This window comes from Burkholderia sp. LAS2 (genome assembly GCF_018417615.1).
GTDB lineage: Bacteria > Pseudomonadota > Gammaproteobacteria > Burkholderiales > Burkholderiaceae > Burkholderia > Burkholderia sola.
Genome location: NZ_CP071052.1, coordinates 244,502 through 268,112, shown reverse-complemented (window position 1 = coordinate 268,112; position 23,611 = coordinate 244,502). Strand labels below are relative to the sequence as shown.

Here is a 23,611-nt window from a genome sequence, read left to right as displayed (position 1 = left end):
CCTCATTGCGTCAGCACGACGCCGCTGGCCGGCGACCACGACACGAACACGTCGTCGTTCCACGCGGGCGCGCCGTCGTTCATCAGGTGCGAGCTCGACAGATTCGACACCACCGTCTTGCCGCTCGGCAGACGCACGTGGTACAGCGAGTAGCTGCCCATGTACGCGATGTCGGTCACCACGCCGCGCGCCCAGTTGTGCCGCGCGCCCGGCTTCTCGCGCGACACGTGCACGCGCTCCGGGCGCACCGAGATGCCGACCGGCATCCCGAGCGGGCCGGTCACGCCGTGGCTCACGTACATGCGGTTCTCGAGATCGTCGCTTTCGACGAAGATGTGATCGGGCTCGTCCTCGACCACGCGCCCCTCGAACAGGTTGGTCGAGCCGATGAATTCGGCCGAGAAGCGGCTGTTCGGGTATTCGTACACTTCGCCGGGCGAGCCGATCTGCACGATCTTGCCTTCGCTCATCACCGCGAGGCGGCTCGCCATCGTCATCGCCTCTTCCTGGTCGTGCGTGACCATCACGCAGGTCACGTCGACCTTCTCGATGATGTTCACCAGTTCGAGCTGGGTTTTCTGGCGGATCTTCTTGTCGAGCGCGGACATCGGCTCGTCGAGCAGCAGCAGCTTCGGGCGCTTCACCAGCGAGCGGGCGAGCGCGACGCGCTGCTGCTGGCCGCCCGACAGCTGATGCGGCTTGCGCTTCGCGTACTTGGTCATCTGCACGAGCGCGAGCGCATCGGCCACGCGTTCCCTGATCTCGTTTTTCGGCGTGCCTTCCTGCTTCAGGCCGAACGCGACGTTCGATTCGACCGTCATGTGCGGGAACAGCGCATACGACTGGAACATCATGTTGACCGGGCGGCGGTACGGCGGCAGCGACGCGAGGTCCTCGCCGTCGACGAAGATCTTGCCGGAGGTCGCCGTTTCCAGCCCGGCGAGCATGCGCAGCAGCGTGGACTTGCCGCAGCCCGAACTGCCGAGCAGCGCGAACAGCTCGTTCTTCGCGATCGTCAGGTTCACGTTGTCGACGGCCGTGCTGTCGCCGAATTTCTTCACGACGTTTTCGATGCGCACGAACGCATCGTTTTGCGTACGGGGTGCGGCGGCCGGTTGGGTCTGGCGTGCAGCAGCGGAAGAGGGTATCGATTGCATGGGAGTCACCATTCGTTCTTCACGGATTGCAGGCGTGAGCGTCCCCACGCGAGGCGCGCAACGCGACTCGCGAGCAACGGCTCGTGCCGGATGGAACAGCGCGCGTGGCGCGCGGGCGGACGGAGGTCCGCGAATGTCAGGCGGGCAGGCGGACCGCGATGCCTGCGCCGCCGTGAGGCATCGCGATCAGTGGCCCGTCTTCAATTGGGCCCACAGACGGTTCTCGAGGCGCAGGATCTCGGCCGGCATCGGCTTCATCAGCACCATCTTCTTCAGCACGTCTTCGGGCGGATAGACGGTCTGGTCCTGCGCGACGGCCGGCGTGACGAACTGATGCGCGGCTTTGTTCGCGGTCGGGTAGAACACCGTGTTGGTGATCGCCGCGTTGACCTTCGGGTCGGAAATGTAGTTGATCCACTTCAGCGCGGCCTCGGGGTGCGGTGCATCCTTCGGGATCACCATCACGTCGAACCACAGCAGGCCGCCTTCCTTCGGATTCGAGAACTTGATGTCGTACGAACGCTTCGCTTCGGCCGAGCGGCGGTGCGCGATGCCGACGTCGCCCGACCAGCCGAGCACGACGCATACGTCGTTGTTCGCGAGGTCGTTGATGTAGCCGGACGAGTTGAACTGGGTGATGTACGGGCGGACTTTCTTCAGGACTTCGAACGCAGCCTGGTAGTCGCCGGGGTTCTTGCTGTTCGGGTCCTTGCCCATGTACTGCAGCGTGGCAGCGAACACGTCGACGGCCTGGTCGAGGAACGACACGCCGCAGCTCTTCAGCTTCTCCATGTTGGCCGGATCGAACACCAGCGCCCAGCTGTCGACCGGCGCCTTGTCGCCGAGCGCCTTCTTCACCGCCTGTGCGTTGTAGCCGATGCCGTCCGTGCCGTATGCCCAGGGCACCCCGTACTGGTTGCCCGGATCGGCATCCGAGATCATCTTCATCAGCAGCGGGTCGAGGTTCGCGAGGTTCGGAATCTTCGACTTGTCGAGCTTCTGGTACACGCCGGCCTGGATCTGCTTGGCCATGTAGTTCGACGTCGGCACGACGATGTCGTAGCCGGAGCTGCCGGCCAGCAGCTTCGCCTGCAGCGTGTCGTCGCTGTCGTAGTTGTCGTACTTGACGTGAATACCCGTCTGCTTCTGGAAGTTCGGGATCGTGTCCGGCGCGATGTAGTCGGACCAGTTGTAGACGTTCAGGTCCTCGGCATGAGCCGACGGACTGGCGACCGACGTGAACGCGGCCACCGCGGCAAGGGCCGCGATGGAACAGGCTTGGCGAAGTAAGCAGGCACGCATGGTGGAATTCCCTTGGGTGATGGCGGCGTGCGGCGCCCGCCGCACGCCTGTAGGCAAAACCGTTACGAAATGCCCAGTTGCTGGGCGGTGGCATCGACGGCCTTCTTCGCCTTCGACACGAGTTCATCGATTTCCTGGCGCGAGATCACGAGCGGCGGCGACAGCAGCATCCGGTCGCCGGTCGCCCGCATGATCAGGTTGCCGTTGAAGCAGAAGTCGCGGCAGATCGTGCCGACGTCGCCGCCGTTCGCGAAGCGGCGGCGTTCGGCCGGCGCTTCGGCCAGTTGCAGGCTCGCGACCATCCCGTGCCCGTGCACTTCGCCGACGATCGGATGACGCGCGAAGGTTTCGCGCATCAGCGCCTGGAAGTACGGGCCGGTGTCGGTCTTCACGCGCTCGACGATCCCCTCGTCGCGCAGCAGCTTCAGGTTCGCGACCGCGACGGCCGCCGCCACCGGATGGCCCGAATACGTGAGGCCGTGATTGAATTCGCCGTTATCGATGATCGGGCGCGCGACGCGCTCATGAATGCCCACCGCCCCCATCGGCACATAGCCCGACGTCAGGCCCTTCGCCATCGTGATCAAGTCCGGCTCGAAGCCGAAGTGCTGGTGCGCGAACCATTCGCCGGTGCGCCCGAACCCGCCGATCACTTCGTCGGCGACGAGCAGAATGTCGTACTTGCGGCAGATCCGCTGGATTTCCGGCCAGTACGTCGAGGGCGGGAAGATCACGCCGCCCGCGCCCTGGAACGGCTCGCCGATGAATGCCGCGACGTTCTCCGCGCCGAGCTCGAGGATCTTCGCTTCGAGCTGCTGCGCGCGTGCGAGGCCGAATGCTTCGGGCGTCTCGCCCGGCTGCGCTTCGCCGAAGAAATACGGCTGGTCGATGTGCACGATGTGCTCGACTTTCGACGGCATCTGCTCGTGCATGTAGCCCATCCCGCCGAGCGTGCCGCCCGCGATCGTCGAGCCGTGATAGCCGTTCTTGCGCGAGATCACGTACTTCTTCTGCGGCTTGCCCTGCACGCGCCAGTACTGGTGCACGAGACGCAGCACGGTGTCGTTGCCTTCCGAGCCGCTGTTGCAATAGAAGAAGTGGTTGAAGCCGGCGGGCGTCACTTCGGCCAGCATCGCCGACAGTTCGATCACCGGCGGATGCGTGGTTTTGAAGAACGTGTTGTAGAACGGCAGCTCCTGGAGCTGGCGATACGCGGCGTCGGCGAGTTCCTTGCGGCCGTAGCCGACGTTCACGCACCACAGGCCAGCCATCCCGTCGATCACCTTGTTGCCGTCCGAGTCCCACAGGTAGACACCGTCGGCCTTCACGATCACGCGGCTGCCGGCGCGGTTGAGCGCGCCCATGTCGGAGAACGGGTGGATGTGGTGCGCGGCGTCGAGCGCGCGGTATTCGGCGGTCGTGCGTGCCTGCGTCGCGCGCGGCGCGGCGGCCGCGGCACTCGGCGCGGCCGGCTGGATCCAGGCAGATTCGTTGCGGTAAGTCATGTTTCCTCCGTGATTCCGTATGCGGTGATGCGCGCTTAAACGTGCAGCAGCAGATGGCGGCGTTCCCACGAGCTGATCACGCGGAAGAACGCTTCGTATTCGGTTTCCTTCAGCGCGAAATACGCCTTCAGGAACTTGGGTCCGAGGATCTCGCCGAGCGGCTCGCACGCGGCCATCAGCGTCAGCCCTTCCTCGAGGTTGCGCGGCAACTGGTACGGCAGGCTGTAGCCGTCGCTCACCAGCGGCTCGGTCGGCTCCAGACGCTGTGTCATGCCGAGATAGCCGGCTGCAAGCGTCGCCGCGAGCGCGAGGTACGGGTTGCAGTCGACGCCCGGAATCCGGTTTTCGATGCGGCGCGCGGCCGGGCCCGAGTGCGGAATGCGGAAACCCACCGTGCGGTTGTCGTAGCCCCACTGCACGTTGATCGGCGCGGCCATGAAGCGCGACAGGCGGCGATACGAGTTGATGTACGGCGCGAAGATCGGCATCAGCGCCGGCGTGTACTTCTGCAGCCCCGCGAGATAGTTGTAGAACATCGACGTCGCGCCGCCGGTTTCCTGCGACGTGAACAGGTTCTGGCCCGTTTCCTCGTCGACGATGCTCTGGTGTACGTGCATCGCCGAACCCGGTTCGTCTTCCATCGGCTTGGCCATGAACGTCGCGTACATGTTGTGACGCAGCGCGGCCTCGCGCACCGTGCGCTTGAACAGGAACACCTGGTCGGCCAGCGACAGCGCGTCGCCGTGCATGAAGTTGATCTCCATCTGCGCGGCGCCGACTTCGTGGATCAGCGTGTCGATGTCGAGGTTCTGCGCTTCGCAGTATTCGTAGATATCCTCGAACAGCGGGTCGAATTCGTTGACGGCCTCGATCGAATACGACTGGCGGCCGGTTTCGGGGCGACCCGTGCGGCCGACCGGTGGACGCAGCGGCAGGTCGGGGTCCTTGTTCATGTCGACCAGATAGAACTCGAGCTCGGGCGCCACGACCGGCTTCCAGCCCTTCGCCTTGTACAGGTCCAGCACGCGGCGCAGCACGTAGCGCGGCGAGATCTCGACCGGCGAGCCGTCGAAGTGCACGCAGTCGTGGATCACCTGCGCGGTCGGATCGACGGCCCACGGGATCAGGCGGATCGTCGACGTGTCGGGCACGCACACCATGTCGGGGTCGGTCACGCCGGTCAGCGACCCGTCTTCCGGATAGTCGCCGGTGACGGTCTGCACCATCACGGCCTGCGGCAGGCGCATCGATTCGCCGGACGTGAACTTGTTGCGCGGCGTGATCTTGCCGCGCGCGATGCCGGCCATGTCGGGAATGATCGCCTCGATCTCGGTGATCCGGTGCTGCTTCAGAAAGTCTTCGATGTCTTGCATGTCTGTTCTCGTTGTCTGGTGGGCGCGCTCAGGCGAGCGCGGCGGCGGCCATGGCGCGGGTGCGTTCGGCGCGGCGGGCGCGGCACGCATCGCCGAACGCGCGGAAGATCGCGCTCGACAGCGGGTCCTGCGCGTGTCGCCATTCCGGATGCCACTGCACGGCCAGCGCGAACGCCGGTGCGTCGACGACGCTCACGGCCTCGATCAGGCCATCCGGCGCGACGGCCTCGACGGCGAGGCCGGAGCCGAGCTGCGCGATGCCCTGCTTGTGCAGCGAGTTCACGTGCACTTCGTCGCGGCCGCCGGCGAGCGCATGCAGCTTGCCGCCGGGCGTCAGGCGCACGACGTGCGCGGGGCCGTATTGCGTGTCCATCGGCGCGTCGTCGTCCTCGCGGTGATCGGCGAAGCCCGGCACGTCGTGCACGCGCTGGTGCAGCGTGCCGCCGCAGACGACGTTCAGCTCCTGGAAGCCGCGGCACACGGCAAGCACGGGCACGCCCGCGACGATGGCCGCGCGCAGCAGCGGCAGCGTCGTCGCGTCGCGTGCGGGGTCGTGCTTCGTGCCGGGCTCGCTCGGCTCGCCGCCGTACCGATGCGGTTCGACGTTCGAGTAGCTGCCGGTAAATAGCAGGCCATCGACCGTGTCGAGGATGTCGCCGACCGACTGGCGTTCGCCAAGGGCCGGCAGCACCATCGCGAGCGCCTGCGCGCCGTCGACGATCGCGGCGACGTATTTGTCGCCGACCGTATGCGACGCGTGCGCGCCGATCTGGGTGAGGTCGGCGGTGATGCCGACGAGAGGTTTCCTTTCCATGACGTCAATCAGTAATCCGTAGGGACGTGACGCGCGTCGGCCCGAATGCGGCAAAACGCGGGCGCGACACGACCCCGCGGCCTGGCGCTAGGCGCAGGGCCGCTGGTGAATGGGCGCAACGGGATGGCGTGGCGATCCGCGCTGCGCGCGACGGTCAGGCCGCCGTTCGTTTCATGGCGATACGCGACGCGGCAACGCATGCGCGAACGCGTTCCGTCACCGCACGGACGATGCGGTTGGCGAATCGACAGATAAAACGAACGACGTGAAGAAAGGAGAGGCGCTACGGCAGCAGCGACGCCACTTCGTCGGTATCGACGGCGACGAATGCGCGTGCGGAAACGGCGTTGTGGCGCCGAACGGAACGACGGGACAGGATGGTGTAGATCGACAGGTGAAGCAGGCGAGGACTATGCCAGCCGCAACTGCCATCGGAAGCGGGAACGGCGCTGCGCAAACTTCGCACATCGCCTCGATCCCACCTCACCAGAGGGCCACGGACTCTCACGATTACACTCGACTGGTTTGTTGAAAGTATTGAACACCCGATCGTTTCGACGCGCTGGGCGTTTAAAATAATCAAGGTGCCGGCCGTGCGTCATTTACATTGACGAGCATCAATTGTTGCGTTGCGATAACGCTTTTCGATGCCTGTGAAAGCCTGATGACGCTGACCTGAGAGCCAGCATATACGAGCCAATAACGGCGTCAAATGTTTTTTAACGGTCCTGCATCAGGGCTTTCCCGAGCAGTGCGAACAAAAGATTCGCAAAAGGAATAGCCGATGCGCCGTCCATTATTTCGAACGCCTTTCAGGGTTTTCCCCGCTGATGTGCGGCATAAAGTGATTAGAATATTCAACGGCAGTCCACCGCGTCGTTTCACTTTGTCATCGCACTTATCGTGTCCGAAACCGAATCGATGTCCACTGAAGTCGCCGAGCGCCTGCGTTTCGTGCGCAACAAGCATGGCCTGTCGCAGCGCGAACTCGCGAAACGCGCCGGCGTCACCAACGGCACGATCTCGCTGATCGAACAGGGCCGCGTGAGCCCGTCGGTCGGCTCGCTGAAGAAACTGCTCGAATGCATCCCGATGAGTCTCGCGGAATTCTTCACGTTCGAGCTCGTCGAATCGCGCGCGGTCGTGTCGCGTCGCGACGAGATGCCGAACCTCGGCAACGAGTCGCTCGCGTTTCACCTGGTCGGCGCGAACGTGAAGGACCGCAACATGTGCATCCTGCGCGAGATCTACCAGCCGCTGGCCGATACGGGGCCCGAGATGCTGGTGCACGCGGGGCACGAGGGCGGCGTCGTCGTGTCGGGCCGGCTCGAGCTGACCGTCGATAGCGCGACGTGGCTGCTCGACCCCGGAGACGGCTACTACTTCGAAAGCCGTTTGCCGCATCGTTTTCGCAATCCCAGCGCGGAACTGATCTGCGAGGTCGTGTCGGCCAATTCGCCGGCAACCTTCTGACCGCGCGTCACCGCATTCGCTGCGGGCTGTCTGCGCGCCACGCACGCGGCGTGCCGCATCGCGAATGTCAAAACACTGAGGCATCCTGATGAAAAAGTTGACTTTGGCTGACTGGCAACACAAGGCGGCGTCGCTCGAGATCGAAGGGCGCGCATTCATCGATGGCGCGTCGCGCGACGCGCATGACGGCAAGACGTTCGACTGCGTGAGCCCGATCGATGGCCGCGTGCTGGCGAAGGTCGCCGACTGCGGCGAAGCGGACGTGAACGCGGCCGTCGCGGCGGCACGGCGCGCGTTCGACGCGGGCGTATGGGCCGGCCTGAACCCGCGCGCGCGCAAGGCCGTGCTGCTGCGCTGGGCCGCGCTGATGCGCGCGCATCTCGACGAACTGTCGCTGCTCGAGACGCTCGACGCGGGCAAGCCGATCGGCGACACGACGACGGTCGACGTGCCGGGCGCCGCGTACTGCGTCGAATGGTTCGCCGAGGCGATCGACAAGGTCGGCGGCGAGGTCGCGCCGGCCGATCACCATCTCGTCGGTCTCGTCACGCGCGAGCCGGTCGGCGTGGTGGCCGCCGTCGTGCCGTGGAACTTCCCGATCCTGATGGCCGCATGGAAATTCGGCCCCGCGCTCGCGGCCGGCAACAGCGTCGTGCTGAAGCCGTCGGAGAAATCGCCGCTGACCGCGATCCGCGTCGCGCAGCTCGCGTTCGAGGCCGGCATGCCGGCCGGCGTGTTCAACGTCGTGCCGGGCGCGGGCGAACCGGGCAAGCTGCTCGCGCTGCATCGCGACGTCGACTGCATCGCGTTCACGGGCTCGACGGCGGTCGGCAAGCTGATCATGCAGTATGCGGCGCAGTCGAACCTGAAGCGCGCGTGGCTCGAACTCGGCGGCAAGTCGCCGAACATCGTGCTGCCCGATTGCCCCGATCTCGACCGCGCGGCGCAAACGGCGGCCGGCGCGATCTTCTACAACATGGGCGAGATGTGCACGGCCGGCTCGCGGCTGCTCGTGCATCGCGACATCAAGGATGCGTTCATCGAGAAGCTCGTCGCGGCCGCGCGCGCGTACGTGCCCGGCAACCCGCTCGATCCGTCGGTGTCGATGGGCGCGATCGTCGACGGCATCCAGCTCGAGCGCGTGCTCGGCTATATCGAGGCCGGGCGCAGCGAAGGCCGGCTCGTCACCGGCGGTGCGCGCGTGAAGGAGGAGACGGGCGGCTTCTACGTGGAGCCGACGGTGTTCGAGGTGAAGCCCGATGCGAAGATCGCGCGCGAGGAAATCTTCGGGCCGGTGCTGTCGGTGATCGTGTTCGACGACGTCGACGAGGCCGTGCGGATCGCGAACGACACCGAATACGGGCTGGCCGCGGCCGTGTGGACGTCGAACCTGACGACCGCGCACGACGTGTCGCGCCGGCTGCGTGCGGGCACCGTGTGGGTGAACTGCTATGACGAGGGCGGCGACATGAACTTCCCGTTCGGCGGCTACAAGCAGTCGGGCAACGGCCGCGACAAGTCGCTGCATGCGCTCGAGAAGTACACCGAACTGAAGTCGACGCTGATCCGGCTGCGCTGACACGCCGCCGGGCATGGGCGCGGCCGCGGGCGCGTCGCCGCCCGGCGCTGCGCCCGCGGCCTTCGGCGCGCGTTACGCGGTGCGCAGCGCGGGATGGAAGCCGGCGGCTTCGATGATCGACTGCACGCGCGCGGCGCCTTGCGCCGAGTCGACCTTGACGGTCTTCGCCGCGACGTCGATGTCGAGCTTCGCGGCGGGGTCGGCGGCCGTTACCGCGCGCGTGATCGCGTTGGCGCAGCCGCCGCAGGTCATGTCCTGGACTTCGAATTCCATCGTGTTCTCCGGGGTGGATGGTTGACGAGTACATTCAGCATGAAGCTTGCCATGGTGGGAAGGTCAAGTGCGGCGATGCGCATCGCATCAGCCATTTGTAATGCTGAAGTATGACGAATAGCCATTCGCGTGCGCGCGTCAGTCCGAATATTTCCCGATTGACGGCCGCCCATTGTCGGCGAAATTCGGCGGAGCCTTGCGCGGCAACGGGTACACGGGATCGACGACGCATGATTCCCATGACCCGAGTAAGGGTACTCCGAGGTGAAAATGCGAATCGATCTTAGTATCGATTCTCTTCAATATTTCCGCTCATTACGAACATGACCCGTTTCGCTATCGGTTTCGCACTGGCCCTGCTGGGCGCCTCGGCCACGTCTGCCTTCGCTGCCGACGACGTCGTCAACCTGACGTTGAAGGACCACAAGTTTTCGCCCGATGGCGTGACGATCCCTGCCGGCAAGAAAGTGAAATTCGTCGTGAAGAACCTCGACGCGACGCCTGCGGAATTCGAGAGCGACGACTTCAAGGCGGAGAAGGTCGTGCCGGCCGGCAAGTCGGTCGAGATCCTGGTCGGGCCGCTGAAGGCCGGCACCTACGAGTTCCACGACGAGTATCACGAAGCGCAGTCGAAGACGCACCTGACCGTCAAGTAAGCCGATACCGACATGCTGTCTACTGCCCTGATCGTCTTTCGTGAAGTGCTCGAGGCCGCGCTGGTGGTCTCGATCGTGATGGCCGCCACGAAGGGCGTGCCGCGGCGCGGCTGGTGGGTCGCCGGCGGGCTGGTCGGCGGCGTGGTCGGCGCCGGCCTGATCGCGGCGTTCGCCGACGTGATCTCGCAATGGGCGTCCGGCATGGGGCAGGAAGTCTTCAACGCGGGCGTGATGTTCGTCGCGACGCTGATGCTCGCGTGGCACTGCATCTGGATGAGCCGGCACGGCCGCGAAATGGCGCTGCACATGGGCGAGGTCGGCCGCGCGGTCGCGGCCGGCAGCCGGCCGTTGACCGGGCTCGCGATCGTGGTCGGCGTCGCGGTATTGCGCGAGGGCTCCGAGGCCGTGCTGTTCCTGTACGGGATCGCGGCGGGCGAGCCCGGGCAGACGCCGCAGATGATCGCCGGCGGGCTGCTCGGCGTGCTCGGCGGCGCCGGGCTCGGCTACGCGATGTATGCGGGCCTGCTGCAGATTCCGCTGAAGCGCCTGTTCTCCGTCACGAACGCGCTGATCGTGCTGCTTGCCGCGGGCATGGCGAGCCAGTGCGTCGGCTTCCTGCTGGCCGCCGGCCTCGTGCCGTCGTGGGGCGATGCGGTCTGGGATACGTCGTGGCTGCTCAAGGAATCGAGCATCGTCGGCAAGGCGCTGCATACGCTGATCGGCTATACCGCGCGTCCGGCGGGCATCCAGATCGCCGCGTACGTCGCGACGCTGGTGGCGATCGTCGTGCTGGCGCGGCTCGTCGGCCGGCCGCAGCAGACGGTGAGGCCGCCGCATGCCGCGGCGTGAGTGTTTGCGGACTTCCGGGTTCGAATGAAAGAAGGGGCGTCATGGACGCCCCTTCTTTCATTTGCGGTGCGCGCCGCACCTGCGCGGCTCCGGCGACGGCCGCCGTGGATGCGCGCGGTTGCGTCCGGTCAGCTGTGGTTGTCGATCCACGCGCGCGCCCATTCGAGCCCTGCGTCGCGCGCATCGTCTTCGGTGTCGAACACGCCGAGCACGCCCGACGCCTCGACGAGCCGGTTGTTCTGCGTGATCGTGCCGCTCGCCGCGAAGCGCTCGGGCTGCATGATCTCGTCCTGCTGGAGGATCGCGTGGCCCCAGATCTGGTAGCCGTGGTAGGTCTGCGCTTCCATTATCGAGTCACCTCCGCGGAGCGGCCTTGCGTGCCGACCTGCAGCACGTTGCCGTCCGGCGTGTATTGACGCGGGATGTCGGAGAAGGTGAGCGCGCGCGTCGCGTCCGGCGCGGCCGGCTGCATCACCGTGAGACGCCCGGGCGCGGGGTGCGCGACGGGGCGCGGGGCGGCCGGGGTGTCGGTCGCGGCCGGGCGGTTCGAGCCGGCTTTCACGGCCTGCGCGACGCGGCGCTTGGGCGCTTTCGCAGCGGCTTTCGGCGTGGCGCTCGCGTGCTTCTCCACGCGCTTGCCGGTGCGCGCGCCGGCGTCTGGGCGGGCGGCCGGCGTACGGGCGGCCGGCGTACGGGTGTCCGGCGTACGCGCCGCCGGGTGCCGCGCCTCGGGCGGGTTCCAGACCTCGACATAGTGCTCGGCGGCCCCGCCCGTCGACGCGAACATCAGCGCCAGCAATCCGCATCCAAACAGTCTTACCATTGTCTCTCCGTCATATTCGTTGCGGCGCGCGTCCAGCCGGGGCCGTGCAGGGGCATTCGGAGAAGCCGGCTCAGGAGAACACCTCGAGCCCGTGTTTCTCGACGATCTGGAGCATGCGCGCGGCGATGCCGCTGGGCCGCTTGTCACCCTGTTCCCATTGGCGGATCGTCGATGTCGTCGTGTTCAGGTAGAGCGCGAACACGCTCTGGCTGACGTTGACCGACTTGCGGATGCGGGCGATCGCTTCCGGATCGAACTGCGGCGCAGCTTCGATGCAGAGATCGTCATATTCCCGCATCGTCTTCTTGTCGATCAGGTTGGCGCGATACAGCCCCGACGCGGCGCTGTGGACCGCCTCCGTCGCGTCGCTCTTGAATCGACCCTTAGCCATTGCAAATCTCCACAAGCTCTTTCAGTGCGACCAGCGTCGCGATGTCGCTGTCGGTGTGTCGACCTACGTCCGCGGCGAGCTTTCTGAACGCGCGCAGTTCGCATGCGTCGATGTTGTCGCGGTCGCATTTCGCGAACAGGAACACGAACACCCACGTGTGCCCGACCTTGCCCAGCACGATTCCGCGCTGCCGATTGCCGTCCAGACGCTTCTTCCACACGTTGCCGCCGAGATCGACGCCCTGGCCGCGGGCCAGTTCCCGCACCGCGCGGCAGAGCTCGCCATCGGCGATTCCCGCTTTCCCGGCTGCCTTGTGAAACCACTTCGTCTTGAAGACGCGTCGTACGGAAGCAGACATGTCGAGCCGGTCGAGTTAGCACAGGATTATATACCACTACGTGGTACATATTTCGACCTGGCCAAACGGCCTGCTTCGCGCCCGCACGCGGTCGGGACGGCCCGGCGAGGGGCCATCCCGTCGCCGGGTATTACTCCACCGTCACCGATTTCGCGAGGTTGCGCGGCTTGTCGACGTCGGTGCCGCGCGCGCACGCGGTGTGATACGCGAGCAGTTGCAGCGGCACGACGTGCAGGATCGGCGACAGTTGCCCGTAGTGCTCCGGCATCCGGATCACGTGCAGGCCGTCGTCGTTGACGATCTGCGTGTCCGCATCCGCGAACACGTACAGCTCGCCGCCGCGCGCACGCACTTCCTGCATGTTCGACTTTAGCTTCTCGAGCAGCGTGTCGTTCGGCGCGACCGTGACGACCGGCATCGCTTCCGTGACGAGCGCGAGCGGCCCGTGCTTCAGTTCGCCGGCCGGATAGGCCTCGGCGTGGATGTACGAGATTTCCTTCAGCTTCAGCGCGCCTTCGAGCGCGATCGGATAGTGCAGCCCGCGGCCGAGGAACAGCGCGTTTTCCTTGCGCGCGAATTCCTCCGACCACGCGATGATCTGCGGCTCGAGCGCGAGCACGCTGTTCAGCGCGGCCGGCAGATGGCGCAGCTCCTTCACGAATTGCGCTTCCTGCGCGGCGTCGACGTGCCCGCGCAGCTTGCCGAGCGTCGCGGCCAGCACGAACAGCGCGACGAGCTGCGTCGTGAACGCCTTCGTCGACGCGACGCCGATCTCGGTGCCCGCGTGCGTCAGGAACTGCATCTCGGTCAGGCGCACCATCGCGCTCGTCGCGACGTTGCACACCGCGAGCGTATGCGTGTGGCCGAGCGACTGCGCATGCTTGAGTGCCGCGAGCGTGTCGGCCGTCTCGCCCGATTGCGAGATCACCAGCACGAGCTGGCGCGGGTTCGGCACCGACTCGCGGTAGCGGTATTCGCTGGCGATCTCGACCTGGGTCGGGATCTTCGCGATCGATTCGAGCCAGTACTTCGCTGTGAGGCCCGAGTAGTAGCTCGTGCCGCACGCGAGGATCAGCAGGCTGTCGATCTCCGCGAACGCGGCGGGCGCGGCGTCGCCGAACAGCGTCGCATCGAACGCTTCGGTTTGCGGCACGGTGTCGCCGATCGCGCGCGGCTGCTCGAAGATTTCCTTCTGCATGAAGTGGCGATAGGGCCCGAGCTCGACCGCGCCGCCGTATGCGCTGACGACACGGGTTTCACGCTGCACGGTGGCGCCGTGGCGATCGACGATCGTCACGCCGTCGAGCGACAGCTCGCACACGTCGCCTTCCTCGAGGAACGTGAAGCGGTCGGTGCTGCCGGCCAGCGCGAGCGCGTCGGACGCGAGGAAGTTCTCGCCGTCGCCGTGACCGACGACGAGCGGCGAACCCTGGCGCGCGCCGACGACGGTATGCGGCTGGTCCTTGTGCGTCACCGCGATCGCATACGCGCCGTGCAGTTGCTGCACGGCTTCGCGCACCGCGTCGAACAGGTTGCCGCGATACAGGCTGTGCACGAGGTGCGCGATTACTTCGGTGTCGGTCTGCGATACGAATTCGTAGCCCTTCGCGCGCAGCGTTTCGCGCAGCGTCTCGAAGTTCTCGATGATGCCGTTGTGCACGAGCGCGAGCGCGTTCGACGAGAAGATCGGGTGCGCATTGTGCGTGACGGGCGCGCCGTGCGTGGCCCAGCGCGTGTGCGCGACGCCGGTCGTGCCTTCGAGATGCGTGTCGCGCACCTGCGCATCGAGATCGGCGACGCGCGCGACGCTGCGCGCGCGCTTCGGCGCGCCCGGTTCGAGCACGGCGACGCCGCAGGAGTCGTAGCCACGGTATTCGAGGCGCCGCAATCCTTCGATCAGCACCGGAACGATATTACGCTGCGCAACTGCGCCGACAATGCCGCACATGAATGGTCAATCCTGTCAGTCGAAGCGGGCGCCGCGCGGGCGCCCGCAAATGGTTCAGCTCTTTTTCTTGACCGGGCGGACGTAGCCGCTCTTCGCGGTCTGCGTCTTCTCGTTCAACGCGAGGACGCCTTCGGCGACGTCCTTCCAGATCGTCGTGCCGGCCGCGATCGTCACGCCGCGGCCGACGCGCACGGGCGCGACCAGCTGCGTGTCGGAGCCGACGAACACGTCGTCCTCGATCACGGTGCGGAACTTGTTCGCGCCGTCGTAGTTGCAGGTGATCGTGCCGGCGCCGATGTTCACGCGCGCGCCGATGTCGGCGTCGCCGATGTACGTGAGGTGGTTCGCCTTCGAGCCGTGGCCGATCACCGCGTTCTTCACCTCGACGAAGTTGCCGACGTGCGCTTCGTCCGCGAGCTGCGCGCCCGGGCGCAGCCGCGCGTACGGGCCGATCACGGTGTGCGCGCCCAGCACGGCGCCGTCGATGTGCGTGAACGCGTCGATGCGCGTACCCGCGCCGATCGATGCGTTGCGGATCACGCAGTTCGCGCCGATCGTCACGTCGTCGGCGAGCGTCACGTTGCCTTCGAACACGCAGTTCACGTCGATCGACACGTCGCGGCCGCAGCGCAGCGTGCCGCGCACGTCGACGCGCACCGGATCGGCGAGCGTGACGCCGTCGACGAGCAGCGCATCGGCGACGTTGCGCTGATGGATGCGTTCGAGTTCCGCGAGCTGCGCCTTGCTGTTCACGCCGAGCGTTTCCCACTCGTCGTCGGGCTGCGACGTGACGACCTCGAAGCCGGCCTCGATCGCGAGTTCGACGACGTCGGTCAGGTAGTACTCGCCCTGCGCGTTTTCGTTCTTCAGCGCGCCGAGCCACATCGACAGCTGGGCCGTCGGCGTGACGATGATGCCGGTGTTGATCTCGGCGATCCGCAGCTCGTCCGGCGACGCATCCTTCTGCTCGACGATGCGCGTGACGAAGCCGGCCGCGTCGCGCACGATGCGGCCGTAACCGGTCGGATCGTCGAGCGTGACGGTCAGGATCCCGTAGCGGCCGTCGTGCGCGGCGTCGACGAGACGCCGCAGCGTCGACGCGCGCGTGAGCGGCACGTCGCCGTACAGCACGAGCGTCGGTTGCGCGGGATCGAGGAGCGGCAGCGCCTGGCGCACCGCGTGGCCGGTGCCGAGCTGCTCGGCCTGCACCGCGAACTGGACGTCGGGCGCGGCGACGGCCGCCTGGACCTGCTCGGCGCCGTGGCCGACGACGACGACGAGCCGGGACGGCTGCAGCGTGCGCGCGGTGTCGATGACGTGAGAGAGGAGCGGCCTGCCGGCCAGGGGGTGAAGCACTTTCGGCAGCGCGGAACGCATGCGCTTGCCGGTGCCTGCCGCCAAAATCACGATATTCATGGCGCGCGCTTGGGTCAGGGAGTTCGAAGCCGTCCATTTTAGCATGCGGCCCTTGTCGCTCCGGGCCTGTCGCGGCGCGGCGACACCGCCGAAACGACGCCGTTGGCGCCGGTTTCGGCGGGTGTTCGGTCCCTGCTTACAGGTCGTCGAACTGGACGATCGAGATCGGTCGGGCCGCGATCGGTTTGCCGGCGCCCGGCGCCGTCGCGTCGTCGCCCGATGCGCACGGCTCCTCGTCGAACGCGATGTCGCCTTGCGGGTCGGCTTCGCCCGTCGCGCGCAGCGACTGGAACGGGTACAGCGTCGTGTCCATCAGATGCGACGGCACGACCTTCGCGAGCGCGTTGAACATGTTGTCGACGCGGCCCGGGAAGCGCTTGTCCCAGTCGCGGATCAGCGCCTTCATTTCCGCGCGCTTCAGGTTCGGCTGGCTGCCGCACAGATTGCACGGGATGATCGGGAATTCGCGCAGCTCCGCGTATTTCTCGAGATCGGTTTCCTTCACGTACGCGAGCGGGCGGATCACGATGTTCTTGCCGTCGTCCGACTGCAGCTTCGGCGGCATTCCCTTCAGCTTGCCGCCGTAGAACATGTTCAGCAGCAGCGTCTGCACGATGTCGTCGCGGTGATGGCCGAGCGCGATCTTGGTCGCGCCGAGCTCGCCGGCCACGCGGTACAGGATCCCGCGGCGCAGCCGCGAGCACAGCGAGCAGGTTGTCTTGCCTTCCGGCACGAGCCGCTTGACGATGCTGTAGGTGTCCTGGTTCTCGATGTGGAACGGCACGCCGACCTGCTTCAGGTATTCGGGCAGCACGTGCTCGGGGAAGCCCGGCTGCTTCTGGTCGAGGTTCACCGCGACGATGTCGAAGTCGATCGGCGCGCGCTCGCGCAGGCGCAGCAGCACGTCGAGCATCGCGTAGCTGTCCTTGCCGCCCGACAGGCACACCATCACCTTGTCGCCCTGCTCGATCATGTTGTAGTCGCCGATCGCCTGGCCGACCTGGCGCACGATCCGCTTGAACAGCTTGTTGTTCTCGTACGCTTCCTTCTGCTCGCGGCGCGTCAGCGCGGGGCGGCCGGTGTCGGCGGTCGTGGCGTCGGCCGCCGTGTCGTTCATGTGGGGGGCGTTCATGCGCGCTCCTCGTCCTTGATGCGAAAGACTTCGACGCCGACGGCGTCGCAGTCCGGATAGGCGTCCGGTTTCTCGGTACGGACGCGTACCGCGCGCACGGCGTCGTGCGCCAGCAGGTGCGCGGCGATCGAATCGCACAGCGTTTCCTGCAGGTGAATGTGGCCGCGCGCGAGGCACTGCGCGACGCTCTGCTTCATCAGGTCGTAGTCGACGACTTCATGCAGCCGGTCGTCGACGGGCGTCGACTGCGCAAGCGGCACGAACAGGTCGACGTTGATGACGACGCGCTGCTCGCCGCGCTTCTCGTGTTCGAAGGCCCCGATGTTGATGTGCACCTCGTAGTCGCGCAGGTAGAGCCTGCGGCAATCCGCGAGGCGGGGGTGCAGGAGAGCGGAAAACATGGTCGTCCCAGTCAAATTGGCGTGCGCGCACGCAAAGCGGCGCGGACGGCGGCGGTCAGGCCGCGCCCGCGCGGTTCATTCATTCGGGCCGGCGGCCGGCGGCACCAGGTGCTCGCCGCCGTCGACGGTCAGCGTCGCGCCCGTCACGCCGGGCGCGCTCGCGAGATAGCAGGCGGCCGCCGCGATGTCGTCCGCGTGCGGCGCGTGGCCGCGCACGAGCGCCGCGACCCGCACCTTCGGCGCGAGCGCCAGCGCGAGCGCCGACGTCGCGCGGTTCAACGCGGCCTGCATCAGCGCGTGCGACAGCTGCGCCGGCGCCGGGTGAAACAGGGCCTGATCCAGTACGTGGATCGCGCATGCGCGCAGCGTTTCGTCGTTGCGCGCGGCGTCGGGCGTCGCGTCGGCGAGCGCGCGGGCCAGCGCGAGCGGCGCCGTCACGTTGCGCGCGAGCGCGGCAGCCAGCGACGCAGCGTCCACCGTGTGCGCGTCGTCGGCGCCGGCGCTGGCGCTGACGAACACCGCACATGCGGGCCGGCCGAGCGCTTCGCCGCACGCGGCGACGAGGCCCGCGGCATCGGCTTCCACGGCCAGATCGGCGTCGAGCACGACCCCGCGGCGGCCGAGCGCCGCGACTTCGGCGACGAGCGCGTCGGCGGCCGCGCGGCGCGCGTTGGCTGCGCTGCAGCGCGACGTCCCAGCCGCGGCGGGCGAAACCCGTCGCGAGCGCGCGGCCGATCGACGCGGCGTCCGCCGCGCTGCCCACGGCGCCCGTGACGAGCACCACGCGTGGGGTCGACGTATCGGCTGAAACGGTCATTTACAATGCCGGGATGAACCCGAAAGCTCACGAACCCGCTAGTTTACCTGCTCCCGGCCCTGACGCGCTCGCGCAGTCCGAAACCCTCGCCGCGCAACTGCGCGACGAGATCGCGGCGGCCGGCGGCTGGCTGCCGTTCGACCGCTTCATGGAACGCGCGCTGTATGCGCCGGGCCTCGGTTATTACAGCGGCGGCGCGCGCAAGTTCGGGCGCCGCGCCGACGATGGCAGCGACTTCGTCACCGCGCCCGAGCTGTCGCCGCTGTTCGCGCAGACGCTCGCGAACCCCATCGCCGAAGCGCTCGCGGTGAGCGGCACGCGCCGCGTGATGGAATTCGGCGCCGGCACCGGCAAGCTCGCGGCCGGGCTGCTCGCGGCGCTCGATGCGTCGGGCGTCGAACTCGACGAATACCTGATCGTCGACCTGTCCGGCGAGCTGCGCGAACGGCAGCGCGACACGATCGAAGCCGCGGTGCCGGCGCTGACCGCGAAGGTGCGCTGGCTCGACGCGCTGCCCGAGCGGTTCGACGGGGTCGTGGTCGGCAACGAGGTGCTCGATGCGATGCCGGTGCGCCTCTTCGCGAAGGTGGACGGCGCGTGGCGCGAGCGCGGCGTCGCGCTCGACGCGCGGCACGCGTTCGTGTTCGCCGACCGGCCGGTCGGCGCCGCCGGCCTGCCGGCGGTGCTCGCGACGCTCGACGTCGGCGACGGCTACGTGACCGAAACGCACGAGGCCGCGCTCGCGTTCACGCGCACCGTCTGCACGATGCTTGCGCGCGGTGCGGTGCTGCTGGTCGACTACGGTTTTCCCGCGCACGAGTACTACCACCCGCAGCGCGACCGCGGCACGCTGATGTGCCACTACCGTCACCACGCGCACGACGACCCGTTCGTGTACCCGGGCCTGCAGGACATTACCGCGCACGTCGAATTCACCGGCATCTACGACGCGGGCGTCGCGACCGGCGCCGATCTGCTCGGCTACACGTCGCAGGCGCGCTTCCTGTTGAACGCAGGCGTCACCGACGCGCTGGCCGCGATCGATCCGTCCGACGTCCGCGCGTTCCTGCCGGCCTCGAACGCGGTGCAGAAGCTGATCTCGGAAGCCGAGATGGGCGAGCTGTTCAAGGTGATCGCGTTTTCGCGCGGGATCGACGGCACGCTCGACGCGTTCGCGCGCGGCGACCGCTCGCACGCGCTCTGACGGAGCCAGGGCCCTGACATGCTCCGCTGGCTATTGACGACGTTCGTCGCGGTGATGATCCTGACGCGCTGCTGGCCGTGGCTCGGCAAGCTCGGGATCGGGCGGATGCCGGGCGACGTCACGCTGACGCTCGGCGGGCGGCGCTACCCGTTCCCGTTCATGTCGACGCTGGTGCTGACGATGCTGGTATCGATGGTGGCGCGGCTGCTCTGAGCCGCGCCGAAAAAGGGGCGCGTCACAGCTCGATCTCGCCGAGGATCCGGTGCGCGAGCGCCTTCGCCTCGTCGAACGCTTCTTCCTCGCTGGGGCTCGTCGAGTGGACGTCGTAGCGCATGTTCTCGGTGTCGTCCCCGTCGTCGCGCGCGAGGATCACGTAACCCTGGAACTGCCCGTTGCCCGCATGCTGGGTATGCGCCTTGGCCGTGTAGATGCCTTTCGTGAACGTGTTCGTGTCCATCGTGCTCTCCCGCAAAAAGGACGCTTCATCGTAGCACTGCGGCGCAGCATGGTGAACGCGGTTTATTGGTGACCGATCAGCGACCGGTCACCTGCCTGCGCGTCCCTTCAACGCCTGTTCAACCTTCGAGCAGCGCGACGACCTCGTCGAGCGTCGGCGCGTGCGCGCCGGTGTGCCGGCACGCGGCGGCGCCGGCCGCGAGCGCGAACGCGAGATGCTCGCGCCAGCCGCGCTGCGGCGCGGCCATCAGGCTGAACAGCAGGCCGCCGATCGACGCGTCGCCCGCGCCGACGGTATCGGCCACCTCGACGCGCGGCGGGCTGGCCTCGTGCACGTCGCCGTCCGCGTAGAGCGTCGCCGCCTGCGCGCCGCGCGTGACGAGCACGGCCGCCCGCGGGTTCAGCGCGCGCACCGCCGCGATCGCGTCGGGGCCGTCGCCGCCGAAGAGGTGCCGCAGGTCTTCGTCGGACACCTTGATCAGGTCGGCGAGCGCGGCCATCTTCTCCAGCGTCGGCCGGAACGCGGCCGTCATCAGGTTCCGGTAGTTCGGATCGAAGCTGATCTTCACGCCGCGTGCGTGCAGGTCGGCTGCGAGTGCGGCCAGCGTGCCCGCGAGCGGTTCGCGCACGAGGCTGATGCAGCCGAAATGCGCCCATTGCACGTGCTCGGTCCAGCCGGCCGGCAGCCGCGCCGGATCGAACGCGAGATCGGCGCTCGCTTCGCCGATGAAGAAGTATGCGGGCGGCCGCGTCTCGTGGACGATCGCGAGCAGCGGCGGCCGCGCGACGCGCTGCAGGAAGCGCAGGTCGAGCCCGGCCGCTTCGCTCGTGCGCCACAGCACGTCGGAGAAGCAGTCTTCGCCGATCGACCCGGCGAGCGCGCTCGGTAGGCCGAGCCGCGCGACCGCGCGCGCGACGTTCCAGCCGGCGCCGCCCGGCACCGACGTCCACTGCGCGTCGCCCGCGCGCACCATGTCGGTCAGGATGTCGCCCGCCGACACGAAAGCCGGAAACGTGCCGCCGCTCATTGCGTCGGCTCGCTGCGTTGCAGGCGCGCGAGGGTCGCGAGCACGTCGTAGCAGGCGCCCATCGTGTGATAGTCGGTCTTGCCGGCCGGGCTCTTCTCGTCGCTGTACTTGCGGTTGTCGCAGGTGAGGATCCGGTACCACGCGCCGTAGCGGTGATCGACGAAATGCGCCCAGCTGTAGCGCCAGATCTCGTCGTACCAGTCCCAGAAGCGCTCGCTGCCGGTGCGCGCGCCGAGCATCGCGGCCGCCGCGAAGGTTTCCGCCTGCACCCAGAAATACTTGTTGTGGTCGCAGATCGTGAAGTCGGGGCCGAAGCCGTAGCAGAGGCCGCCGTGATCGGTGTCCCACGCGTGCGTGAGCGCCGCGTCGAACAGCTCGGCCGCGCGCGGCGCGAGCCAGTCGAGCGGACGGTGCCGCTCGAGGATCAGCAGCAGCTTCGCCCATTCGGTCTGGTGCCCGGGCTGGAAGCCCCACGGACGGAAGATGTTCGAGCTGTCTTCCTTGTTGTAGTCCCAGTCGATCGACCAGTCCGCATGGTAGTGCTCCCACACGAGCCCGCCCGACAGCGCGGCCTGGCGCTGCGTGATGTGGGATGCGACCTTTTCCGCGCGATCGAGGTACGTCAGGTGGCCGGTCGCCTCGTACGCGGCGAGCAGCGCTTCCGTCATATGCATGTTCGCGTTCTGGCCGCGATACGTCGACACGTTCCAGTTCGGCGTCGCGTCGTCAGCGTACAGGCCCGCGGCCGCATCCCAGAAGCGGTGCTCGGCGAGCTCGTAGGTCGACGCGATCAGCGCCCGCGCTTCGCCGATGCCGGCCATCGTCGCGTGCGCGGCCGCGAGCAGCACGAACGCGAGCCCGTAGCAGTGGCGCGTGCCGTCGAGCGTCGCGTGCTTCGCGCCGTCGCGCCAGTCGAGTTCCCAGTCGTAGCCCTGCAGCGCGTCGTCCCAGTGCGCGTCGCGCAGGAAACGCAGCCCGTGGCGCGCGTAGTCGAGATGCCGCGGATCGCCGAAATGGCGGTACGCCATCGCGTAGTTGAAGACGAACCGGCAGGTGCTGACGAGGTGGCGCGACGTGCGGTTGTAGACGCTGCCGTCGTCGCGGAAGTAATGGTAGAAGCCGCCCGTCGGGTCGAATGCGTTCGTCGCGTAGAAGCGCAGCGTGTCTTCGATGTGCGACAGCAGGAACGACGGGTCGCGAAAGCTCGCGACGAACGGTGCCGCTTGCGCGTGGCTGGCCGGCGCGGCGGCGCGGGAGTGGACCGGGGGCATGTTCATGATTCTTGGACCGTGGCGGTATCGAATGCCGGGGAGCCGGCGGGCTGGCTGCTGGCCCGCACGATCAGCTCGACGGGCAGGGAGATCTCGGTGCGCTCGGGCGATTCCGCGAGCAGCAGTTCGACGCCGCGGCGGCCGAGCGCTTCCTTGTCGACCGCGAGCGTCGTGAGCGGCGGGTTCGCGTGCGCGGCGGCCGGGATGTCGTCGAAGCCGACGATCGCGATGTCGTCCGGAATCCGCAGGCCGCGCGCGATGCACACGCGCTGCGCGGCCAGCGCGGCCGCGTCGTTGTACGCGAACACGGCGTCGGGGCGCGGGCCGGGCGCGTCGAGCAGTTGCTCCATCGCACGCGAGGCACCCGTGTCGGGGTCGAGCCCCGCGTCGATCGTCACTTCGTACGCGGGATCGAACAGCCGCCCGGCTTCGAAGAACGCGCGCCGGTAGCCGATCGCACGCTGCGCGATGCTGTAGTGCGCGGCCGAGCCGCCGATGAAGGCGATCCGCGAGCGGCCGGTGGCGAGCAGGTGGCGCATCGCGAGCGCCGCGCCCGTCGCGTTGTCGATGTTGACCGAGCGTAAGCCAGGCGCCCACAGGTCGATCAGCACGAGCGGCCGGCCGGTGGCGGCGAGCGCCTCGATCGTCTCGGGCTCGATGAAGCCGGCGACCGCGATCGCGTCGGGCGCATGCGGGCGCATCTGGCGCAGCACGTCGTCGTTCGGGCCGACCGTGAGCAACGTCGGCACGATGCCGCGCTCGCGGCACGCGTCCTCGACGCCGTGCAGCACATGCGAGAAGAACGGGCTCGCGGGAAAGCGGTTGTGCTGGCGGTGCAGCAGGAAGGTGAGCCGGCGGATGCGCGGCCGCAGCTGGGCGGGATCGTAGCCGAGCTGCCGCGCGATCTCGACGATGCGCGCGCGCGTGGCTTCGGACAGGCCGGGCTGGTTTTTCAGCGCGCGGGAGACGGTGCCGATCGAGACCTCAGCCGCCCGCGCCACGTCGCGAATGGTCGTACCCATCGTTCGGGGTCCGGTTTGTTTAGGGTGGAAGCGATTGTATAGTAAAAAATCTCGCGGAATTCGGGCCGGATAACCGGGGAATACCCGCAAATAACGGGTTTTTAGGCGCTAATCTGCGAAAACATCGTTACTAAAAATACTAAACAAAACGAGAAAAAGGCAAGGTGGGTGTGCGGGCGTGGGGCGGCGCCGACGGCGCGCCGAAAAGGGGTAGCCGGGGGCCGCCGGACTACGGGCCGAGGCGAGCGTCACGGCGCGCCGCGCCGTGGCAGCAGCCTGCGACCAACGGCGCGGTTGCGCAACAGCTGAACCTTGCGCCGGCCGGGCATCGGCGCCGCCGCACGTTGCGCGAGCGTTTCCCGT

25 protein-coding genes and 1 pseudogene are annotated in these 23,611 nt (G+C 67.5%); 6 read left to right on the top strand and 20 right to left on the bottom strand.

What is annotated here, in order from left to right; genetic code table 11:
- Positions 1–2: 2 nt before the first annotated feature.
- The 6 genes from JYG37_RS01245 to JYG37_RS34715 form a co-directional block, all read right to left on the bottom strand.
- Complete coding sequence (locus JYG37_RS01245; protein WP_089488887.1) at positions 3–1,157, bottom strand: ABC transporter ATP-binding protein; 1,155 nt, start codon at positions 1,155–1,157, stop codon at positions 3–5.
- Between the two features lie 186 nt (positions 1,158–1,343).
- Positions 1,344–2,459, bottom strand: coding sequence for a polyamine ABC transporter substrate-binding protein (locus JYG37_RS01240; protein WP_050014288.1), 1,116 nt, complete (start codon positions 2,457–2,459; stop codon positions 1,344–1,346).
- Positions 2,460–2,521: 62 nt separating this feature from the next.
- Positions 2,522–3,964, bottom strand: a complete 1,443-nt coding sequence (locus JYG37_RS01235) for an aspartate aminotransferase family protein (RefSeq protein WP_050014289.1) — start codon at positions 3,962–3,964, stop codon at positions 2,522–2,524.
- Positions 3,965–3,999: 35 nt separating this feature from the next.
- On the bottom strand, positions 4,000–5,337 hold the full coding sequence (locus JYG37_RS01230; RefSeq protein WP_050014290.1) for a glutamine synthetase family protein: 1,338 nt from the start codon (positions 5,335–5,337) through the stop codon (positions 4,000–4,002).
- A 28-nt stretch (positions 5,338–5,365) separates the two neighbouring features.
- A complete protein-coding gene (locus JYG37_RS01225; RefSeq protein ID WP_050014291.1) occupies positions 5,366–6,151 on the bottom strand; it encodes a gamma-glutamyl-gamma-aminobutyrate hydrolase family protein in 786 nt (261 codons plus the stop codon).
- A 283-nt stretch (positions 6,152–6,434) separates the two neighbouring features.
- Complete coding sequence (locus JYG37_RS34715; protein ID WP_006488040.1) at positions 6,435–6,617, bottom strand: hypothetical protein; 183 nt, start codon at positions 6,615–6,617, stop codon at positions 6,435–6,437.
- 455 nt (positions 6,618–7,072) lie between these two features.
- Here JYG37_RS34715 and JYG37_RS01220 point away from each other — a divergent pair, with 455 nt between their 5' ends.
- Positions 7,073–7,624, top strand: a complete 552-nt coding sequence (locus JYG37_RS01220) for a cupin domain-containing protein (RefSeq protein ID WP_011546390.1) — start codon at positions 7,073–7,075, stop codon at positions 7,622–7,624.
- An 88-nt stretch (positions 7,625–7,712) separates the two neighbouring features.
- Complete coding sequence (locus tag JYG37_RS01215) at positions 7,713–9,203, top strand: aldehyde dehydrogenase (RefSeq protein ID WP_124630951.1); 1,491 nt, start codon at positions 7,713–7,715, stop codon at positions 9,201–9,203.
- A 72-nt stretch (positions 9,204–9,275) separates the two neighbouring features.
- Here the strand turns inward: JYG37_RS01215 and JYG37_RS01210 are convergent, their stop codons facing one another.
- The gene (locus tag JYG37_RS01210; protein WP_050014293.1) at positions 9,276–9,476 is read right to left on the bottom strand and encodes a heavy-metal-associated domain-containing protein; all 201 of its coding nucleotides are present in this window, start codon (positions 9,474–9,476) and stop codon (positions 9,276–9,278) included.
- A gap of 323 nt (positions 9,477–9,799) precedes the next feature.
- Between JYG37_RS01210 and JYG37_RS01205 the strand changes: the two genes are divergently transcribed.
- Both JYG37_RS01205 and JYG37_RS01200 read left to right on the top strand, forming a co-directional pair.
- A complete protein-coding gene (locus tag JYG37_RS01205; protein WP_006488047.1) occupies positions 9,800–10,132 on the top strand; it encodes a cupredoxin domain-containing protein in 333 nt (110 codons plus the stop codon).
- Between the two features lie 12 nt (positions 10,133–10,144).
- Positions 10,145–10,981 carry an FTR1 family iron permease gene (locus tag JYG37_RS01200; protein WP_050014294.1) on the top strand — a complete coding sequence of 279 codons (837 nt, stop codon included), beginning with the start codon at positions 10,145–10,147 and terminating at the stop codon, positions 10,979–10,981.
- Positions 10,982–11,109: 128 nt separating this feature from the next.
- Here the strand turns inward: JYG37_RS01200 and JYG37_RS01195 are convergent, their stop codons facing one another.
- The 9 genes and pseudogenes from JYG37_RS01195 to JYG37_RS01155 form a co-directional block, all read right to left on the bottom strand.
- Positions 11,110–11,328 carry a DUF6566 family protein gene (locus tag JYG37_RS01195; RefSeq protein WP_006477594.1) on the bottom strand — a complete coding sequence of 73 codons (219 nt, stop codon included), beginning with the start codon at positions 11,326–11,328 and terminating at the stop codon, positions 11,110–11,112.
- Positions 11,328–11,804, bottom strand: coding sequence for a hypothetical protein (locus tag JYG37_RS01190; RefSeq protein WP_124630949.1), 477 nt, complete (start codon positions 11,802–11,804; stop codon positions 11,328–11,330). Before JYG37_RS01190 ends, JYG37_RS01195 begins: the two co-directional genes overlap by 1 nt.
- 70 nt (positions 11,805–11,874) lie before the next feature.
- Complete coding sequence (locus JYG37_RS01185) at positions 11,875–12,195, bottom strand: helix-turn-helix domain-containing protein (protein WP_050014296.1); 321 nt, start codon at positions 12,193–12,195, stop codon at positions 11,875–11,877.
- Complete coding sequence (locus JYG37_RS01180; protein ID WP_011546384.1) at positions 12,188–12,553, bottom strand: type II toxin-antitoxin system RelE/ParE family toxin; 366 nt, start codon at positions 12,551–12,553, stop codon at positions 12,188–12,190. Before JYG37_RS01180 ends, JYG37_RS01185 begins: the two co-directional genes overlap by 8 nt.
- Positions 12,554–12,683: 130 nt before the next feature.
- Entirely contained in the window at positions 12,684–14,501 is a 1,818-nt protein-coding gene (glmS, locus tag JYG37_RS01175) for a glutamine--fructose-6-phosphate transaminase (isomerizing) (RefSeq protein WP_124630948.1), read from the bottom strand.
- Positions 14,502–14,555: 54 nt separating this feature from the next.
- On the bottom strand, positions 14,556–15,917 hold the full coding sequence (gene glmU / locus JYG37_RS01170) for a bifunctional UDP-N-acetylglucosamine diphosphorylase/glucosamine-1-phosphate N-acetyltransferase GlmU (RefSeq protein WP_124630947.1): 1,362 nt from the start codon (positions 15,915–15,917) through the stop codon (positions 14,556–14,558).
- Positions 15,918–16,053: 136 nt separating this feature from the next.
- The gene (gene ttcA / locus JYG37_RS01165; protein WP_050014299.1) at positions 16,054–17,049 is read right to left on the bottom strand and encodes a tRNA 2-thiocytidine(32) synthetase TtcA; all 996 of its coding nucleotides are present in this window, start codon (positions 17,047–17,049) and stop codon (positions 16,054–16,056) included.
- Positions 17,046–17,450 (bottom strand): dihydroneopterin aldolase, encoded by a 405-nt coding sequence (locus JYG37_RS01160; RefSeq protein WP_027785625.1) that lies wholly within the window; start codon positions 17,448–17,450, stop codon positions 17,046–17,048. The genes ttcA and JYG37_RS01160 overlap by 4 nt, the downstream gene beginning before the upstream one ends.
- A gap of 75 nt (positions 17,451–17,525) precedes the next feature.
- Positions 17,526–18,267: pseudogene (locus tag JYG37_RS01155) on the bottom strand (SDR family oxidoreductase).
- Between the two features lie 13 nt (positions 18,268–18,280).
- Here JYG37_RS01155 and JYG37_RS01150 point away from each other — a divergent pair.
- Both JYG37_RS01150 and JYG37_RS01145 read left to right on the top strand, forming a co-directional pair.
- Positions 18,281–19,471 (top strand): class I SAM-dependent methyltransferase, encoded by a 1,191-nt coding sequence (locus tag JYG37_RS01150; RefSeq protein WP_213345814.1) that lies wholly within the window; start codon positions 18,281–18,283, stop codon positions 19,469–19,471.
- An 18-nt stretch (positions 19,472–19,489) separates the two neighbouring features.
- A complete protein-coding gene (locus tag JYG37_RS01145; RefSeq protein WP_021163761.1) occupies positions 19,490–19,684 on the top strand; it encodes a DUF2905 domain-containing protein in 195 nt (64 codons plus the stop codon).
- A 22-nt stretch (positions 19,685–19,706) separates the two neighbouring features.
- On the opposite strand, the gene JYG37_RS01140 is transcribed toward JYG37_RS01145, so the two are convergent.
- The 4 genes from JYG37_RS01140 to JYG37_RS01125 all read right to left on the bottom strand — a co-directional run bounded on the left by JYG37_RS01140 (position 19,707) and on the right by JYG37_RS01125 (position 23,248).
- Positions 19,707–19,928 (bottom strand): hypothetical protein, encoded by a 222-nt coding sequence (locus JYG37_RS01140; RefSeq protein ID WP_027785622.1) that lies wholly within the window; start codon positions 19,926–19,928, stop codon positions 19,707–19,709.
- A gap of 118 nt (positions 19,929–20,046) precedes the next feature.
- Complete coding sequence (locus JYG37_RS01135; protein ID WP_089488882.1) at positions 20,047–20,955, bottom strand: carbohydrate kinase family protein; 909 nt, start codon at positions 20,953–20,955, stop codon at positions 20,047–20,049.
- A complete protein-coding gene (locus JYG37_RS01130) occupies positions 20,952–22,232 on the bottom strand; it encodes an AGE family epimerase/isomerase (protein WP_089488881.1) in 1,281 nt (426 codons plus the stop codon). The genes JYG37_RS01135 and JYG37_RS01130 overlap by 4 nt, the downstream gene beginning before the upstream one ends.
- Positions 22,229–23,248, bottom strand: coding sequence for a LacI family DNA-binding transcriptional regulator (locus tag JYG37_RS01125; protein WP_050014304.1), 1,020 nt, complete (start codon positions 23,246–23,248; stop codon positions 22,229–22,231). The genes JYG37_RS01130 and JYG37_RS01125 overlap by 4 nt, the downstream gene beginning before the upstream one ends.
- Positions 23,249–23,611: the final 363 nt, after the last annotated feature.

Coding starts and splice junctions, on each gene's coding strand:
- glmU (WP_124630947.1), bottom strand. CDS start 15,917: ATGAATATCGTGATTTTGGCGGCAGGCACCGGCAAGCGCATGCGTTCC.
- JYG37_RS01210 (WP_050014293.1), bottom strand. CDS start 9,476: ATGGAATTCGAAGTCCAGGACATGACCTGCGGCGGCTGCGCCAACGCG.
- JYG37_RS01240 (WP_050014288.1), bottom strand. CDS start 2,459: ATGCGTGCCTGCTTACTTCGCCAAGCCTGTTCCATCGCGGCCCTTGCC.
- JYG37_RS01225 (WP_050014291.1), bottom strand. CDS start 6,151: ATGGAAAGGAAACCTCTCGTCGGCATCACCGCCGACCTCACCCAGATC.
- JYG37_RS01185 (WP_050014296.1), bottom strand. CDS start 12,195: ATGGCTAAGGGTCGATTCAAGAGCGACGCGACGGAGGCGGTCCACAGC.
- JYG37_RS01135 (WP_089488882.1), bottom strand. CDS start 20,955: ATGAGCGGCGGCACGTTTCCGGCTTTCGTGTCGGCGGGCGACATCCTG.
- ttcA (WP_050014299.1), bottom strand. CDS start 17,049: ATGAACGCCCCCCACATGAACGACACGGCGGCCGACGCCACGACCGCC.
- JYG37_RS01130 (WP_089488881.1), bottom strand. CDS start 22,232: ATGAACATGCCCCCGGTCCACTCCCGCGCCGCCGCGCCGGCCAGCCAC.
- JYG37_RS01205 (WP_006488047.1), top strand. CDS start 9,800: ATGACCCGTTTCGCTATCGGTTTCGCACTGGCCCTGCTGGGCGCCTCG.
- JYG37_RS01180 (WP_011546384.1), bottom strand. CDS start 12,553: ATGTCTGCTTCCGTACGACGCGTCTTCAAGACGAAGTGGTTTCACAAG.
- JYG37_RS01220 (WP_011546390.1), top strand. CDS start 7,073: ATGTCCACTGAAGTCGCCGAGCGCCTGCGTTTCGTGCGCAACAAGCAT.
- JYG37_RS01195 (WP_006477594.1), bottom strand. CDS start 11,328: ATGGAAGCGCAGACCTACCACGGCTACCAGATCTGGGGCCACGCGATC.
- glmS (WP_124630948.1), bottom strand. CDS start 14,501: ATGTGCGGCATTGTCGGCGCAGTTGCGCAGCGTAATATCGTTCCGGTG.
- JYG37_RS01125 (WP_050014304.1), bottom strand. CDS start 23,248: ATGGGTACGACCATTCGCGACGTGGCGCGGGCGGCTGAGGTCTCGATC.
- JYG37_RS01190 (WP_124630949.1), bottom strand. CDS start 11,804: ATGGTAAGACTGTTTGGATGCGGATTGCTGGCGCTGATGTTCGCGTCG.
- JYG37_RS01150 (WP_213345814.1), top strand. CDS start 18,281: ATGAACCCGAAAGCTCACGAACCCGCTAGTTTACCTGCTCCCGGCCCT.
- JYG37_RS01145 (WP_021163761.1), top strand. CDS start 19,490: ATGCTCCGCTGGCTATTGACGACGTTCGTCGCGGTGATGATCCTGACG.
- JYG37_RS01200 (WP_050014294.1), top strand. CDS start 10,145: ATGCTGTCTACTGCCCTGATCGTCTTTCGTGAAGTGCTCGAGGCCGCG.
- JYG37_RS01140 (WP_027785622.1), bottom strand. CDS start 19,928: ATGGACACGAACACGTTCACGAAAGGCATCTACACGGCCAAGGCGCAT.
- JYG37_RS01160 (WP_027785625.1), bottom strand. CDS start 17,450: ATGTTTTCCGCTCTCCTGCACCCCCGCCTCGCGGATTGCCGCAGGCTC.
- JYG37_RS01235 (WP_050014289.1), bottom strand. CDS start 3,964: ATGACTTACCGCAACGAATCTGCCTGGATCCAGCCGGCCGCGCCGAGT.
- JYG37_RS01230 (WP_050014290.1), bottom strand. CDS start 5,337: ATGCAAGACATCGAAGACTTTCTGAAGCAGCACCGGATCACCGAGATC.
- JYG37_RS01215 (WP_124630951.1), top strand. CDS start 7,713: ATGAAAAAGTTGACTTTGGCTGACTGGCAACACAAGGCGGCGTCGCTC.
- JYG37_RS01245 (WP_089488887.1), bottom strand. CDS start 1,157: ATGCAATCGATACCCTCTTCCGCTGCTGCACGCCAGACCCAACCGGCC.